This window comes from Allosalinactinospora lopnorensis (assembly GCF_000981225.1).
Taxonomy (GTDB): Bacteria; Actinomycetota; Actinomycetes; order Streptosporangiales; family Streptosporangiaceae; genus Allosalinactinospora; species Allosalinactinospora lopnorensis.
This window is the reverse complement of the sequence record NZ_LAJC01000004.1, coordinates 14,722-30,360: the sequence shown is the minus strand read 5'-3', so window position 1 is coordinate 30,360 and position 15,639 is coordinate 14,722. Positions and strand designations below refer to the sequence as shown.

General features: G+C 67.8%; 14 protein-coding genes and 1 pseudogene. 9 read left to right on the top strand and 6 right to left on the bottom strand.

Translation table 11 applies throughout. The features are described from left to right. Nucleotides 1-146: 146 nt before the first annotated feature. The 5 genes from VS93_RS30900 (at nt 147) to VS93_RS02530 (ending at nt 3,804) form a co-directional block, all read left to right on the top strand. Nucleotides 147-746, top strand: a complete 600-nt coding sequence (locus tag VS93_RS30900; RefSeq protein ID WP_236700300.1) for an amidohydrolase family protein — start codon at nt 147-149, stop codon at nt 744-746. Further along, complete coding sequence (locus VS93_RS30895) at nt 746-901, top strand: hypothetical protein (protein WP_236700299.1); 156 nt, start codon at nt 746-748, stop codon at nt 899-901. The genes VS93_RS30900 and VS93_RS30895 overlap by 1 nt, the downstream gene beginning before the upstream one ends. A gap of 234 nt (nt 902-1,135) precedes the next feature. After that, complete coding sequence (locus tag VS93_RS02540) at nt 1,136-1,897, top strand: glycerophosphodiester phosphodiesterase (RefSeq protein ID WP_046468405.1); 762 nt, start codon at nt 1,136-1,138, stop codon at nt 1,895-1,897. 289 nt (nt 1,898-2,186) lie between these two features. Further along, entirely contained in the window at nt 2,187-2,735 is a 549-nt protein-coding gene (locus VS93_RS02535) for an ATP-binding protein (protein WP_052745476.1), read from the top strand. Nucleotides 2,736-2,982: 247 nt separating this feature from the next. Further along, nucleotides 2,983-3,804, top strand: coding sequence for a helix-turn-helix domain-containing protein (locus tag VS93_RS02530; protein ID WP_046468403.1), 822 nt, complete (start codon nt 2,983-2,985; stop codon nt 3,802-3,804). A gap of 117 nt (nt 3,805-3,921) precedes the next feature. Here VS93_RS02530 and VS93_RS02525 read toward each other — a convergent pair whose 3' ends face one another. The 5 genes and pseudogenes from VS93_RS02525 to VS93_RS02505 all read right to left on the bottom strand — a co-directional run bounded on the left by VS93_RS02525 (nt 3,922) and on the right by VS93_RS02505 (nt 8,607). Beyond that, nucleotides 3,922-4,155 carry a DUF397 domain-containing protein gene (locus tag VS93_RS02525; RefSeq protein WP_046468402.1) on the bottom strand — a complete coding sequence of 78 codons (234 nt, stop codon included), beginning with the start codon at nt 4,153-4,155 and terminating at the stop codon, nt 3,922-3,924. A gap of 240 nt (nt 4,156-4,395) precedes the next feature. After that, entirely contained in the window at nt 4,396-5,319 is a 924-nt protein-coding gene (locus VS93_RS02520; RefSeq protein WP_236700298.1) for a metal ABC transporter substrate-binding protein, read from the bottom strand. 106 nt (nt 5,320-5,425) lie between these two features. Continuing rightward, nucleotides 5,426-6,094 carry a potassium channel family protein gene (locus tag VS93_RS02515; RefSeq protein WP_046468400.1) on the bottom strand — a complete coding sequence of 223 codons (669 nt, stop codon included), beginning with the start codon at nt 6,092-6,094 and terminating at the stop codon, nt 5,426-5,428. Nucleotides 6,095-6,113: 19 nt separating this feature from the next. After that, nucleotides 6,114-7,414 (bottom strand): annotated as a pseudogene (locus tag VS93_RS02510) (TrkH family potassium uptake protein). A gap of 281 nt (nt 7,415-7,695) precedes the next feature. Beyond that, complete coding sequence (locus tag VS93_RS02505) at nt 7,696-8,607, bottom strand: cation diffusion facilitator family transporter (protein ID WP_046468399.1); 912 nt, start codon at nt 8,605-8,607, stop codon at nt 7,696-7,698. Nucleotides 8,608-8,692: 85 nt separating this feature from the next. Here VS93_RS02505 and cmtR point away from each other — a divergent pair, with 85 nt between their 5' ends. From cmtR to VS93_RS29980, 3 genes are all read left to right on the top strand, one after another. Next, nucleotides 8,693-9,040, top strand: a complete 348-nt coding sequence (gene cmtR / locus VS93_RS02500; RefSeq protein WP_046468398.1) for a Cd(II)/Pb(II)-sensing metalloregulatory transcriptional regulator CmtR — start codon at nt 8,693-8,695, stop codon at nt 9,038-9,040. Nucleotides 9,041-9,548: 508 nt separating this feature from the next. Further along, nucleotides 9,549-12,806: an efflux RND transporter permease subunit gene (locus VS93_RS02495; RefSeq protein ID WP_046468457.1), complete on the top strand. Its 3,258-nt coding sequence runs from the start codon at nt 9,549-9,551 to the stop codon at nt 12,804-12,806. Nucleotides 12,807-13,146: 340 nt separating this feature from the next. Then, nucleotides 13,147-13,302 carry a hypothetical protein gene (locus tag VS93_RS29980; protein ID WP_173434239.1) on the top strand — a complete coding sequence of 52 codons (156 nt, stop codon included), beginning with the start codon at nt 13,147-13,149 and terminating at the stop codon, nt 13,300-13,302. A gap of 148 nt (nt 13,303-13,450) precedes the next feature. Here VS93_RS29980 and VS93_RS02490 read toward each other — a convergent pair whose 3' ends face one another. Further along, complete coding sequence (locus VS93_RS02490; RefSeq protein ID WP_046468397.1) at nt 13,451-13,879, bottom strand: ATP-binding protein; 429 nt, start codon at nt 13,877-13,879, stop codon at nt 13,451-13,453. A 564-nt stretch (nt 13,880-14,443) separates the two neighbouring features. Here VS93_RS02490 and mgrA point away from each other — a divergent pair. After that, on the top strand, nt 14,444-15,520 hold the full coding sequence (gene mgrA / locus VS93_RS02485; RefSeq protein WP_046468396.1) for an L-glyceraldehyde 3-phosphate reductase: 1,077 nt from the start codon (nt 14,444-14,446) through the stop codon (nt 15,518-15,520). Nucleotides 15,521-15,639 lie beyond the last annotated feature (119 nt).

Sequence of the window (15,639 nt, the reverse complement as noted above, 5' to 3'; positions counted from 1 at the left end):
CCACGCGGGCTCGGCCGGGACCAGGCCCGACCGAGTGCGACCCGTGGACAGGTCTCGATGTGCTCCAGCCCCTGGCGTGGTCGATCCTTGGAACGAGGTACGGGTCGGCACCGTGCCGCGTCCGCGAGCAAGAAGGGCAGCCAGAGGTGTTTGACGCCCATTTCCACATCATCGACCCCCGTTTCCCGCTTGTGGCGAACCAGGGCTACCGGCCCGAACCGTTCACGGTGGCCGACTACCGCGCTCGCGTCGCGGACCTGGGGGTGACCGGAGGAGCCGTGGTGGCGGCCTCATACCAGGGGGAGGCACCGGACCATTTGGTGGCCGCGCTCCGTGAACTGGGGGAGGGGTTCGTGGGGGTGGCGCAGCTGCCCCCGGAGGCCTCCGACGCCGAGCTGCGGAGGTTGCACGCGGCCGGGGTGCGCGCGCTGCGGTTCAACGTGCACCGCGGTGCCGGCCGTGGCGACATCGACGCGCTCGTCGACCTGGGGGCGCGTGCCGCACGGCTGCTCGACTGGCCCGCGGAGTTCTACATCGACTCGCGGGAGCTTCCCGACCTGGCACCCAGGATCGCGGCCCTGCCGCGCGTCAGTGTGGACCACCTCGGGCTCTCGGCCGACGGGCTGCCCGCCCTGCTCGATCTCGTCGCCTCGGGCGCTCGGGTCAAGGCGACCGGGTTCGGCCGCGGCGACATCGACATCGCCGCCGCACTGCGCTCGATCGCCGCCGTCGATCCGGACGCCTGATGTTCGGCACCGACCTGCCCTCGACGCGGGCCGCGCGGCCGTTCCGTACCGGCGACCGGGATCTGGTCGTTCGGGTACTCGGCTCCGAACTCGCCGAACGCGCGCTGTCGGCCAATGCCCGCGCCTTCTACGGGCTCCACAGCGAGGAGGCGTAGTAGCTCCTGTCCCCGGCCACGGGGAGGCCGAGTACCGGGCGGTGGGCTGCTGTTAAGGCGTAAAGCGGTGAAAATTTGCCTGGTGGCGGGATATCTTGGCGCTAGAGGGCGCCCCACCGGGGCAAGGCCGGGACAGTGGGTGAGGTCGGGGCGTGCTCTCACCGCCGGCCTGCGGTCCTCGACGGCCTTGGCGCCGGCGCGGGCTCCAGCTAGCGGGCAGGGAGGGCGGTGCGGATGATCGTCGTCGCTCATCGGGGAGCATCCGGCTACGCACCCGAGAACACGTTGGCCGCGCTGCGGCCGGCCCGCGCGTACGGGGCCCACATGGTCGAGATCGATGTGCGGACGACCGCCGATGGCGAGTTCGTGGCCATGCACGACCCGACCCCGCGCCGCACCACCGACGTGGCCCGCGTCTTCCCGGACCGCCGATCCTGGCGTGTCTCGGAGTTCACGCTCGCGAAGATCCGCCGCCTCGACGCCGGGTCCTGGTTCGGCCGGCGTTTCGCGGGAGAGCCTGTTCCCACTCTTGAGGGGGCGCTGGACACGGTGCGCGCCAGTGGCATGGGTGTGCTGGTGGAGCTCAAGGTCGAGCGCCGGGATCCCGGGATGTGCCGCCGGCTGATCGCGTGCCTGCGTGCCGACACGTACTGGCGGGAGGCGATCGGCGAAGGGCGGTTCATTCTGCAGAGCTTCGATCCGTTCGCCCTCCGTGCAGTCGCGGCCTCTGTGCCGGGCCTGCGGGTGGCCGTGCTCGGCAGGGCCTACAGGCGGCTCGGACTGCGCAGGATCGCCCGCTACGCCCACCTGATCAACCCGCACCACCTCCAGGTGACCGCTCCTTATGTACGGCACGCCCACGCGCGGGGACTCGCCATGTTCGGCTGGACGGCCAACAACGAGCACGCGATCCGCCGACTGGTCCGCGACGGGGTGGACGGGATCATCACCGATTACCCGGATCGAATCCCCGGTGATCACGCGTTCGCCGCTTAGCGGCGAGACGGCGCGGAATCCGGAATATCGCCGGAGTATCCGGCTCACCTCCTCTTTTCCTTTCCGTGTGTGAGGTACGTGACAGCTTCCGAGCGGCCATCCAGGAAAGGTTGAGAGGAAGTCTGAGTTTTTGCTGAACCTTGTGCGCTCCGTGGCCTAAGATTGTCTGCACGGGGAAGATGCACGTGCATCCGGGCCTTGCACGTGGGAACCTCGAAGGGTGCCGGTAACGGCCCGCGCCGGTACCGCCAGGCGATCGTGACGACTGCAGACGGCGAAGGGGATCGCGGTGACCGGACAATCAACCCAGGACTCGATGGGTAGGACGTGGGAAGAGGGACATACGTCGGCCCTCGATGCAGGGCCGCCCCGAGCGTGGTGGCTTCCCGCGCTGCGCCAAGGGACGGCGCAGAGGGGCGCGCCGAGGGGAACGGGCAGTTACGACTCGCTTACCTGGCGGCTGGAAGCCGATACCGGGGCGCCGGCGACGGCCCGCGAGATCTCGCTGGCCGTCCTCCGGGAGTGGAACATGGCCCGCTTCGCTTCCAACGTCGAACTGGTCGCCTCCGAACTCGTCACCAACGCGCTGCGGCATGGGCCGAATCCGGGACCGTGCGGCATCGCTGATGCCCCTTTGGTGCAGCTGAGTCTGCTGCGACGCGGAGGGGAATTGGTCTGCGCCGTCCGCGACGCCAACGACCGGCTCCCGGTGCGCCGGGAACCCGACTTCATGCTGGAAACCGGGCGCGGGCTGCATCTCGTCTCGTGCTTCGCGACCAGTTGGGGCGTCGTGCCCACCGTCCCCGTCGGCAAGTTCGTCTGGGCGCTGTTCAGCTGATCGACCGCCTGATGTTCTTTACTTTAAAAGACGTGAGCGACTCCACCGCTGTGTCAATTCCTGTTCGTAGTGTCCCGTCATCCCAACGGAAGTCCCCAACAGCGATATCGTGTAACCGTGCAAGGGCGCCGCTGGGCGTGGAGGCGGCTCCTCTCGACAGTAGGTTGGCGAAGCAGTGAAGGGTGGGGGAGCAGTGGCTGTGGACTTTGCCCGCTTGAAAGAGGGCAGCGGTCCTACGGTTCGCCGTATGCTCCTCGGCTCCGAACTGCGCAAGTACCGCGAGGCCAAAGGGATCAGCCGCAGCGACGCCGGCCACGAGATCCGCGGCTCGGAATCCAAGATCAGCCGCATGGAACTGGGCCGCGTCGGATTCAAACAGCGCGATGTCGAAGACCTGCTGAAGTTCTACAGCGTCGAGGACCAGGAACTGGTCGACACGCTGGTCCAGCTCGCAAAGGACACCAACAAGCCCGGCTGGTGGCAGCAGTACGGCGAGGCGCTGCCCGACTGGTTCCAGGCCTACGTCGGCCTGGAGGAAGCGGCCACCCGGATCCGGCTGTACGAGGCCCAGCTCGTTCCCGGCCTGTTGCAGACCGAGGAGTACGCTCGCGCCGTCATCGCGGGAGGATCCTCCGGTTCCGACCCCAACGTGGAGGACCGCGTCGCAGTGCGGCTGCGAAGACAGCGACGCCTGGAGGAGCACACCGGCGTCAAGCTGTGGGCGATCCTCGACGAAACCGTGTTGCGCCGGCCCGTCGGCGGCCCCGGCATCATGCGCAGACAACTGCAGCGGTTGATCGAACTGTGCGATCACCCCAATATCACGTTACAGGTCATTCCGTTCAGCATCGGGGCGCACGCGGCCGAAGCCGGTTCCTTCACGATTCTGCGCTACCCTGATTTCGACCTTTCCGACATCGTCTACCTGGAGCAGCTCACCGGCTCGCTCTGCCTTGACAAGCGGACTGAGGTCGACACCTACACGATGGCGATGGAACGGCTGAGTGTTGTTGCCGAGCCGCCCGTGGAGACCCGGGGCATCCTCAAGAGCATGATCGGCGAGATCTGACCACCGGGGCTCGAACGGAAAAGAGGGGCGGAAGCGAAGGAGCCCCACCCCCCCTGGTGTTGCCGTGGAGCTCCTCCTCCGCGTCACGTAACGCGTTTTGACGGCGCTGGGGAGAGTTCAGCTCAGCAGGTTGTCGAAGTCGCCGTCCTTGGCGCCCATGATCAGCGCATCGATCTCGGCCTGGGTGTAGACCAGCGCCGGACCACTGGGGAAACGGGAGTTCCGCATGGCGATGGAGCCGTCGGGGAGCTTGGCCATCTCGACACAGGCGCCGCGGGAGTTGCTGCGCAGGCTCTTCTGCCAGACGGCGTTTTGCAGTTCTGCGGCTGCGATGCCGTTGTAAGCGGTCACGTGAAGCTCCTTACATCCAACTGAAGTGCGGGTTCGAGTACGACGCGTCTGTGCACTGTCGTATGCACGTGCATCAGCACCGTACTTTGAACAGGATAGCGCACGTGCATACGGACTGTCCGAGACTTTTGCAGGTGGGTACCGTTGTGTAACAATCCGCAAAATCCCAGGTGGGATTGCATACGAACGGCCCCGCCGAGCAGCTCGGCGGGGCCGTTGTCCGATGCCCTCCGGGCAGACTCAGGAACAGCGAAGGGCGGAACCCAGCTCGTCGAGGTTGGCCCGCATGACCGAGGGATAATCGTCCCCGGGGGACTCCTCGGTGATGCCTTCGAGCGGGTCGAGCACCGCGGTCTTCGCCCCGGTCTCCTCGGCGATCGTCTCGGCGGTCTCGGGCGGGGCCAGAGTCTCGGTGAAGACCGTTGTGATGTCGTGTTCCTCGACCAGATCGGCGACCTCGGCCATGCGGGCCGGGGAGGGCTCGGATTCGGGGTCGATTCCGCTGACGCTGATCTGGTTCAGGTCGTAGTCCTCGGCGAGGTAGCCGAAAGCCGCGTGGTTCGCCACGATGTCGCGGCTCTCGCAGTCCTCCAGAGTGGCGGCGTACTCGCCGTCGATCTCCGTCAGCTCCTCGATGCTCGCCTCGGCGTTGGCCCGGTACTCGTCGGCGTGCTCGGGGTCCACCTCGGCCAGGTGCTCGGCGAGGCCGTCGGCGGCCTCGCTCATGCGGCTCGGGTCGAGCCACATGTGCGGATCCTCCTCGCCGTGGTCGTGCCCGTAGTCGTCCTCACCGCCGGCAGGGAGCAGGTCGACCAGCCCGGCGACATCAAGCGCGTTCTCCGCGCCCTCCTGGGCGACGGCGTCGTCGATCGCGGGTTGCAGGCCCGTGATGTAGAACGCGACCTCGGCCTCGCTCACCCGGCCGATCTCGCGCGGGGACAGCTCCAGGCTATGCGGATCGACGCCGGGCTCGGTCAGGTTCCGCACCTCGACGCGGTCACCGCCGACCTGGGCGGCCAGCCATTCGAGCGGGTAGACGCCGGTGACCAGGCTGAGGCCGGGGTCCGCGCCGTCCCCTCCGCCGGAGGTGCCCTCGTCGCCGCAGCCGGCCACAGCCGTGATCACCACACCGGCGGCGCATACCGCCGTCACCTTCGCTGACATCCCAGATCGCATATCGCCAATCATCGGGAAAATGAAAATGATTGTCAATTCTGGGGCTGTCCGGACATGGGACACCAAGGGGACGCGGAGCGGTGTCCCCGAGAGCTCAGCTGATCTCCGCGAAGCGCTCGACGTCCTCGGTCTTTCCGGCGACGACGATGATGTCGCCCTTCTGCGGGATGGTCTCGGCGGTCGCGTAGGTGAAGGCCTCGCCGTGCCGCTTGATGCAGACGACGGTGATGCCGTGCTTCGACCGGACCCCGGTTTCACCGAGCTTGCGGCCGAGCAGCTCGCGGGGGGCGCGGGTCTTGCCGAGCGCGAAGTTCTCCTCCAGCTCCACGTAGTCCAGCATCCGGCCCGAGACCAGGTGGGCCACGCGTTCACCCATGTCGTGTTCGGGAAGGACGACGTGATGGGTGCCGATCTGCTGCAGGATACGGCCGTGTCGGCGGCTGGTGGCCTTCGCCCAGATGTCCGGGACTCCCATGTCCACCAGGAGGGAGGTGGCCAGGATGCTCTCCTCCAGGTGGGTGCCGATGGCGACCACGGCCCGCTTGAACTCGTGCGCACCGACCTGGCGCAGTGCCTCGTCGTCGGTGGCGTCGGCGACCACGGTGTGGGTCAGCATGTCGGCGTAGGACTGGACCAGTCGTGGGTTGGAGTCCATGCCCAGGACCTCCCAGCCGTGCGTTACGAGTTCCAGAGCGAGGGAACTACCGAACCTGCCCAGCCCGATGACCAGTACCCGTTTGTCGTTGGGCCTAGCGCGCTGCACTGGCACTCCTCAGTTTCCGTCAGCCGATGATCGGCCGTGACTCGGCAAAGTCGTAACGACGGCGCCGCTCGCGCAGTGCCAGTGCCGAGGCGAAGGTGATGGGACCGATCCGGCCGGCCACCATCAGCACGACCAGCAGCAGCTGTGCGGCCGACGGCAGCTCCGGAGTGATCCCGGTGGACAACCCGACAACTCCGCTCGCTGACACTACCTCGAACAGCACCTGGATGACGTCGAACGGTGTGGTGGCGAGCAGGGCGACCGTGGAAACGACCACCACTGTCATCAACAGGAACAGCAGGCTCAATGCTTCCCGGATGGCGCCGGGGGAGAGGCGGCGGCCGAAAACGTGCACCTGCGTGTGGCCGCGGATCTCCGCCCACACCACCAGGAAGATCACCGCGAGGGTCGCGACCTTGATGCCGCCGGACGTGCCGGCGCTGCCGTTGCCGACGAACATCAGCATGATGGTGACGAGCAACGTGGACTCGTCCATCGCGCCTACGTCGACGACGTTGAACCCGCCGCTGCGCGGCATGACCCCGTGGAACACGCCGTCGATCAGTTTCGCCGGCCAGTTCAGTGGGCCGAGTGTGGCGGGATTGAACCACTCCAGCACGAGCACGACCAGTGCCCCGCCGAAGTAGAGCAGCAGCGTGGTGTAGATCGTGAGCTTGGCGTGCAGGGTCCACTTGTGCGGGAACGCAGGTGCCGGCGCAGTTCCAGCAGCACCGGGAAGCCCAGGCCGCCCAGGATGGTCGCGACGGCCACCGTCAGCAGGATGGCAGCATCGCCGGAGAAGCGCATGAGGCTGTCGTCGTAGAGGGACAGTCCTGCGTTGTTGAAGGCGGAGACCGCGTGGAAGACACCGCTGTACACAGCGGAACCCAGGGGGATGTCGTACCCCAGCCACATCCGGGGGATGAGGATCAGGGCGACCACCCCTTCGCAGGTCAGACTCACCATGCCGATACGCCGCACCACGTCGCGGACGTCTCCGATGGCGAGGTTGCGGGTCTCGGCCTGGGTGCTGAGCTGCATGCGCAGCCCGAACCGGTGGATCACCACGGCGCCCAGCACCGAGGCCAGCGTCATGATGCCGATACCGCCGACCTGGATCAGCATCATGACGACGACCTGGCCGAACACGGAGAGGTCCGTGCCGATCGCGATCACGCTCAGCCCGCAGACGGCCAGTGACGTCGTCGCGGTGAACAGCGCATCGACGGGGGCGAGTCCTTCGTTCCCGGTGGTCGCGGCGGGCAGCATGAGGAGTCCGGCCCCGGTGAGATCGACGATGGCGAAGAAGGCGACGAACATCCGTGCGGGACGCCCCCACGGTATGCGCGGTATGTCCTGGCCCGGTGAGACGCTGCGCCTGCCGCGGTGTAGCAGGCGCACGAGGCGGCTGCGTAAGCCGGAGTCCCTCAGTGGCACACTCCGCCTCCACTCTCGTCGTCACCGCTGGTCGGAAGCGATGTTCCCATAAAGAGCCGTGGATGCACGCCTGCGAGTACCCCTTAGCGCCGGGTCTCCGCTCCGCGGTGTCCCGGCCGGATACGATGCGCCGCGGTGGAGGAGGGCCACCGGGGAGCGCTCCTTCAGTGGTGGCGCGCACCTTCGTGGTCGACGTGCCCCTCGGGCTCTATCTGCAGGGTGGAGTGCTCCACATCGAAATGGCCGGTCAAACAGGCGTGCAGCTCATCGAGCATCCTACCGGCGTCGGCGAGCCGATCCTCGGTGACCACGACATGCGCCGACATGACGGGGACGCCGGAGGTGATGGTCCAGGCGTGCAGGTCGTGGACGTCAATGACCCCTGGTTGGCGCAGCATGTGCGCGCGGACCTCGTTGAGGTCCATGTCGCGCGGTGTGGCCTCCAGCAGGACGTGCACCGCCTCGCGCAGCAGGTTCCACGCGCGGGGGACGATGACGGCGGCGATGGCCAGGGAGATGAGGGAGTCGACGCGCTCCCAGCCGGTGAGCCAGATGAGGATCCCGCCGGCGATCACGCCGAGCGAGGCCAGCGCGTCGCCCATGACCTCCAGGTAGGCGCCGCGGACGTTGAGGCTCTCCTTCTGCCCGGTCCGCAGGACGAGCAGCGCGACGATGTTCATCACCAGCCCGATCGCGGCCACGATCACCATCCCCGGCCCGGCGACCGGGTGCGGGTTCTGTAGCCGGTCGATGGCCTCGACCACGATGAATGTGCACAGTGCGAACAGCACGAGGGCGTTCAGGGCGGCGGCCAGGATCTCGGCGCGCTGATAGCCGAACGTGCGCTTCATGCACGCGGGGCGGGCGGCGATCCACACCGCGGCCAGGGCGAGGGCCACTCCGAAGGAGTCGGTCACGGTGTGCCCGGCATCGGCGAGCAGCGCCAGACTGCCGGTCGCGACGGCGCCGAGGACCTGTACGGCCGCGACGCTCAGCATCATGAGCAGCACGACGGCGAGGCGCCCTCGATTGGCGGCGCCCGCGGTCGGCTGCCCGTGTCCGTGGCCGGCACCCATGTGCTCCCCTTGGTCGTCCGGTGAGGCATTGTTCAGCCGTCACTGTTTATACAGTCTAAGCTGTCAATACAGCAAACAATGTACAATGATTTTCATGTTGACCTCTGACCAGCGGCTCTCCGCGATCCAGCGCCTTGGCCGCGCCCTCTCCGACCCCACTCGCTGCCGGCTTCTCCTGGCCCTGCTGGAAGGGCCCGGCTACCCGGCGGGGCTCGCCGAGCGGCTTGGTCTGACCAGGCAGAACGTCTCCAATCATCTTGCCTGCCTGCGCGAGTGCGGGTTGGTGCGCACCACGGCGCGTGGACGCCAGGTGAGCTATGAACTGATCGACGCCTCACTGGTCCACGCGCTGGAGGACCTGCTGGATGTGGTCTGGGGCGTTGCCGACGAGCACGTGCCGCCCGGTGAGACCACGCCGATCCCGGTCGACTGATCGGCGCCCGCGCTCGTCTCCAGGATGCCTTCGCGCGCGGCGCGGCACCAGGCGCGGGCGCGCCGGTGTGGACCGTACCCATCCGCGGCATGGTGAGCACCCCGGCATGCCGCCGCGTCGCCGATGTGGCCGCAATAGGCCGCCCGACCAGGGAACCCCTCCGCGCCACCCACGACGGCCGTCCAGGAATGGGCTGCTCAGGGCCTTAGTGTCCCTGAGGCGCCGCTGACATTTCCCTGACATTCCCCCGATACCGCGCGACTCGCGCTGACTTCAGATATGACGCGAAGTATCGTTGGTTTCGCGTGCCCGGCAAACCCGTGCGATCCCCTGTTCATCCGCCCGCACGGGTCGACATCGACCGCTCTTCGCAGCGGTGCCGTCTTCCGCAGCCGAAAAGCCTTCCCACAGGAGCACAAACTCTCATGTCCAGAATGGCCAAGAATCCCCTTGGCGACCCCACCAAGACTTCCCGAACAACGGGCATGCGTAAGGGCGGGTGGGGCTCGTGAACCGGCTGGCGCAACTCTCGCTCGCGAATCGTGCTCTCATTCTGCTGATCACACTGTCGGCGGTCATCTTCGGGCTGCTGGCCACGACCTCGGCCAAGCGCGAGCTGATGCCCGAGTTTGAACTGCCGATGGTGATGGTGAGCGCCCAGTACGAAGGGGCCTCGCCGCAAGTGGTGGAGAACGAGGTCACCGAGCCGCTGGAGCAGGCTGTCAAGGGTGTCCCCGGCATCACCAGCTACACCTCCACCTCCAGCAACGGCAGTGCCTCGATCGTCGCCGAGTTCGACTACGGGGACGAGACCGAGGATGTCGTCCGGTCCGCCCAGCAGGCCGTCGACCAGGTCGGACCGGCGATGCCGGACGGCGTCGACCCCTCGGTGCTGTCGTTCAACTTCGACGACATGCCCGTCCTGATGCTGGCCGCCGGTGCCGACAACGGGGATGAGCAGGCCCTGGCCGAACCACTGGAAGAGCAGCTCATTCCGGAACTGGAGTCGATCGACGGGGTGCGTGCCGCCGAGCTCACCGGCGTCCGCGACTCCACGGTCGTCATCACGCCTGACGAGGACGAGCTGGAGGACGAAGGGCTGAGTTCCGCCGACCTGACCGGTGCGCTGCAGGCCAGCGGCGTACTCTCCCCGGGTGGCGACATCACCGAGGACGGCCGCACACTGACCGTCACCACCGGCGGGCAGCTGGAGTCGATCGAGGACGTAGAGGACGTCTGGGTGCTGCCGGGCGGGAGCGGTGGTGCCGGGGCCGCGGAAGCCCCCGCCGCCGGCGATCCGGGCGCGGGCGCATCCGGGGCCGCGCAGGCGCCCGCCGATCCGGTGCGGCTGAAGGACGTGGCCGAGGTCGAGCTTAGGGCCGACGACGAGACCACGATCACCCGGACGGACGGCAATCCCAGCCTCGGCATCATGATCACCAAGACTCCCGAGGGCAACACCGTCGAGATCTCCGAGACGGTTCAGGAACGGGTCGACGAACTCGCCCCGCTCCTCAGCGCGGACGCCGAGATAAGCGTCGTATGGGACCAGGCGCCCTACATCAACGACTCCATCACGGCCATGGCGGAGGAAGGCGGACTCGGGCTGACCTTCGCGGTCCTCGTCATCCTGCTGTTCCTGCTCTCCCTGCGCTCGACGCTGGTGGCGGCGGTGTCCATCCCGACATCGCTGCTGGCGGGGATGATCGGGATGCAGGTGTTCGATTACTCGCTGAACATCCTCACGCTGGGTGCGCTCACCGTTTCCGTGGGGCGTGTCGTCGACGACTCCATCGTGGTGCTGGAGAACATCAAACGGCACCTCGGCTACGGCGAGGAGAAGCTCACCGCCGTCCTGACCGGTGTCCGCGAAGTCGCCACCGCGGTGACCTCCTCCACCCTGACGACCATCGCGGTGTTCCTGCCGATCGCGTTCGTGGGCGGCCAGACGGGCGAGATCTTCCGCCCGTTCGCGGTGACCGTCAGCCTCGCCCTGGCGGCGTCACTGCTGGTCGCGCTGACCATCGTGCCGGTACTCGCCTACTGGTTCAGCAGCACCAGGGTGGTCCCGCCCGAGGAGGCGGAGCGGATCAGGGCGGAGGAGCAGCGGCGCGAACTGCGTACTCCCCTGCAGCGCATGTACCTGCCGATCATCCGCTGGACCACCCGGCACCGGATCATCACGCTGGGTGTGGCCGTGTTCCTCTTCTTCGGCACGATCGCGCTGGTGCCCAACGTCAAGACCAACTTCCTGGGCGACGAGGGGGAGAACACCTACCTCGTCAACCAGGAGCTGCCCATGGGCACCTCGCTGGCGGAGGCCGACGAGGAGGCGAAGAAGATCGAGGAGAAGCTCGCCGGGCTCTCCTGGGTGGAGTCCTACCAGGCGTCGATCGGTAGCGGCGGCGACCCCGTCGAGCAGATGATGATGGGGGGCGGTGCCGACACCACCCAGTACACGATCACCGCCGACCCCGACGGCGACCAGGCGGAGTTCAAGGAGAAGCTCCGCGCGGCCCTGGACGACATCGACACCGACACCGACATCCGCCTCGACGAGACCGGCGGCATGGGCGGCGCGGGCCTGGAGGTCGAGGTCAAGGCCGAGGACTCCGAGACCTTGGAAGAGGCCGCGGAACTGGTCGAGGACACGCTCGCCGACATCCCCGGCGCCGAGGACGTCGAGAACAACATCACCGACGCGCAGCCGGCGCTGGAGGTGCAGGTCGACGGTGAGGAGGCCGCGGACGAAGGGCTGACCGAGGGGCGGATCGGCGAGGCCGTCAGCGAAGCGTTCCAGGGCGCCGACGTCGGCGCCGCGACCATCGACGACACCGAGCGGGACATGGTCGTCCGGATGGAGGAGAAGCCGGACAGCGTTTCCGCGCTGGAGGACCTGGAGATCGCGACACCCGACGGCAGCGAGGTGCAGCTCACCGATGTCGCCGATGTCGAGGAGGTCACCCAGCCGCCCGAGCTGACCCGCGCCGACGGCGCGCGCACCGCGACCGTGTCGGCCTCGCCCACGGCCGACGATCTCGGTGCGGTCAGCACCCAGCTGACACAGGAACTGGAGGAGCTCGACCTGCCGGATGGCGCCACCGCCACCCTCGGCGGCGTCAGCGCCGACCAGGAGGAGGCGTTCGTCGAGCTGGGTGTGGCCATGCTGGCGGCCATCGTGATCGTCTACCTGATCATGGTGGCGACGTTCAAGAGCCTCATCCAGCCGGTCATCCTGCTGGTGTCTATCCCGTTCGCGGCGACCGGCTCCCTCGGCATGCTCCTGCTCACCGGTGTTCCGATGGGACTGCCGGCGCTGATCGGCATGCTGATGCTGATCGGCATCGTGGTCACCAACGCGATCGTCCTGATCGACCTCGTCAACCAGTACCGGAATGAGGGCATGGAGCTGGGCGAGGCGGTCGTCGAAGGGGCCCGCCACCGGCTGCGTCCCATTCTGATGACCGCGATGGCCACCATCTGCGCTCTGACGCCAATGGCGCTGGGTATCACCGGGGGCGGCGCCTTTGTCGCGGAGCCGCTGGCACTTGTGGTGATCGGCGGCCTGCTGACCTCCACGCTGCTGACGCTGGTCCTCGTACCGGTGCTCTACACGATGGCCGAGGCGCGCAAGGAGCGCCGCCTCCAGCGCCGTACGGCCAAGCGCGAGGCCAAGCTGGCCGCCGCGCGCGCCGAGAACGGTGGCGGCACCGACGACGGCGGGACGGAGAAGGGAGAGACGGGGGACGAGACCGGCCGGGCGTGAACCCCGGCGGTCCCCGGGTGCCGCGCCAGCCCGCGGAGGCTGGCGCGGCACCCGTTTCGTCCCTTTGGGGGGAGACGCGACGGTCATGGCGCGGGCGTGCGACCCTGGGTGCGGGGCCGCGATTTGTTATTTGGCCCTCATGACGGGCAAGCTGCAGCTTGTGACTCCTCCCCCGTCCCGCAAGATGGGGGTTTCTCGCTTGCCTCCACCGAGGTAGGCGGCAGACAAGAACAGGCCAGTGCCCTTGGAAACAGGCGGAGCGCGAAGGTGCGCGGCCGGGGGAGACCGCCACATGCAAGCGAATCGCCCTGCGGGCCAGGGCCCCTCGCTAGGAGACTCAATGGAAAGCAAGAAGAACGAACTCGACGAGCTCGTGCGTGAGGAACTCGGGGACGAGCCGTCGCAGGAAGCCAAGGACTATGCTCGGGAGCTGTACGAGAAGTACCGGTTGCCCGCCACGCCACCAGAGGAGACGGCCCCCGGGGAGGACACCTAGTGCATGGGCTCTCGCCCAGCGATGCCCGCATGATCACCGGCACGATGACGATCGGGGTCTCCCCGCACCGGGGGGACCCTTCGTCATGTCCGGGAGGCGGAACGGTCTGGTCCGCCAGCCACGGTGTCAGTCGCTGAACGAGGGGCCGTTAGTCCCAGAGAAGCTCGAACCAGACCAGCTGTCCCAGACCGTCGGCGCGGGGCTCGGTGCCCCACTTCACGGCCATCGCATCGACGAGGTCGAGACCGCGCCCGTGCTCGCTGGTGTCGTAGGGGTCCCGGTGCTGGGCGCGGGGCTCCTCCAGGCTGCCGAGGTCGCGTACTTCCACGCGGGTCCAGCCCGAGGTGAGGTAGACGGTCACCTCGAACTTGCCGCCGGGGGAGCCGGACGCGCTGTGCGTGACGGCGTTGGTCGACAGTTCGCTGGTGAGCAGGGTCGCGGTCGCGAGCACCGGTGAGGCGGCAAGCTGCCGTTCGACGAAGCGGCGGGCGTACTTGATTTGGTTGGGCAATCCCGGAAACCGGCGCCGGGCCGGCGGGCCCGGCACCTCGGCCGGTGGTGTGGGCTGCTCTTCCATAGACTTTGCCGGACGTTGGAGTGGATGGTGGGTACTGTCCGGGCGCGGGCTCGGGATCCGGGCGCGCCCGAGGTCCCGCGAACTCGCGGTTGGGGTATCGGACATGTGCTGATCACTCCCCGGGGCAGTGCATCGGCGTCACGTTCGGACCGCGGTGACGTGCTGTGTGGCCCCCTTCAGGCGTCCGATGCCTCCTGCGCGAGGTCACGGCGCAATGCGGGGATGGCCGGGAGCCACTGGGGTAGTGGACGCTCTCTCGTGGTTTGTTCGTTGCTGGTCCTTGGAGGTTCTCAAGGCCATGAAGGCCATATCCACGCTCAGGATACGTGGGCTGACTTCCGGTGAAGCGGGTGGGGTCGGGAACTCGTGCCGCTCTGTGGACAACCATAGAGCGGTGGCCAGCCAGGATCCGAGGGCAGCCGTGCTCCGATCCGCATTTTAACCCCCAAACCTGGCCGAAATCGGTCATATCGGTGGAGTTGGGGTCGCAGGTGCGGCCCGACCGGCCGGCGGACCAGGTACTCCCCCGCGCGAACCTCCGCCATCAGATGGGATCATGGGGTCATGGTGCGAGAAGCCGACATTCCTCGACTGGATAGCCCGAGCGCGGGCGTCCACGAAGCCGACCCCTCCCGCTACGACGGGCGGATGCCCTACCGCCGGAGCGGGCGCAGCGGTCTGGACCTGCCCGAGATCTCCCTGGGGCTATGGCAGAACTTCGGTGACGACCGGCCGCTGGAGAGCCAGCGGGCCATCCTGCGCCGCGCGTTCGACCTCGGTGTCACCCATTTCGACCTGGCCAACAACTACGGACCGCCGCCCGGATCCGCGGAGCTCAACTTCGGCCGGATCCTCCGCGAGGACTTCCGGCCGTACCGCGACGAACTGGTCATCTCCACCAAGGCCGGCTACGACATGTGGCCGGGGCCCTACGGTATCGGCGGTTCCCGGAAGTACCTGCTCTCCAGCCTGGACCAGTCCCTCGCCCGCATGGGCCTGGACTACGTCGACATCTTCTACAGCCACCGCTTCGACCCGGACACCCCGCTCGAAGAGACGATGTCGGCGCTCGACACGGCCGTGAAGTCAGGCAAGGCCCTCTACGCCGGCATCTCCTCCTACTCGGCGGAGCGGACGGCCGAAGCCGCGGCGCTCCTCCGCGATATGGGGACCCCGCTGCTGATCCACCAGCCCTCGTACTCCATGGTGAACCGGTGGATCGAGGAGCAGGACCTGCTCGGGACACTGCAGCGCGAGGGAGCCGGTTGCATCGTCTTCTCCCCGCTGGCCCAGGGGCTGCTCACCGGCAAGTACCTGGAGGGCATCCCGGAGGACTCACGGGTCAGAACGGGGAAGGCGTTCTCGGCGGACTGGCTGAGCGAGGAGAACCTGAGCAGGGTCCGCGCGCTCAACGGCATCGCGAAGAGACGGGGCCAGAGCCTGGCCCAGCTCGCGATCTCCTGGGTGCTCCGGGACGCCCGGGTGACTTCGGCGCTCATCGGGGCGAGCAGCGTCGCCCAGCTGGAAGACAGCATCGCGGCGGTGCGCGGCCCGGAGCTCACCGGCGAGGAGCTGGCCGAGATCGACCGGTACGCAGAGGACCTCGGTGTCAACATCTGGCGGCGCTCCAGCGAACACTGACCGATGGTGCCGCCCCCGCGGCAAGCGGGGGCGGCACCATCCTTGTGCGGGGCGGCACTCCCACACAAGGGTGGTGCCACGGGGCGGTGCCAGAATGGTCGAATGCCATCGATACGATC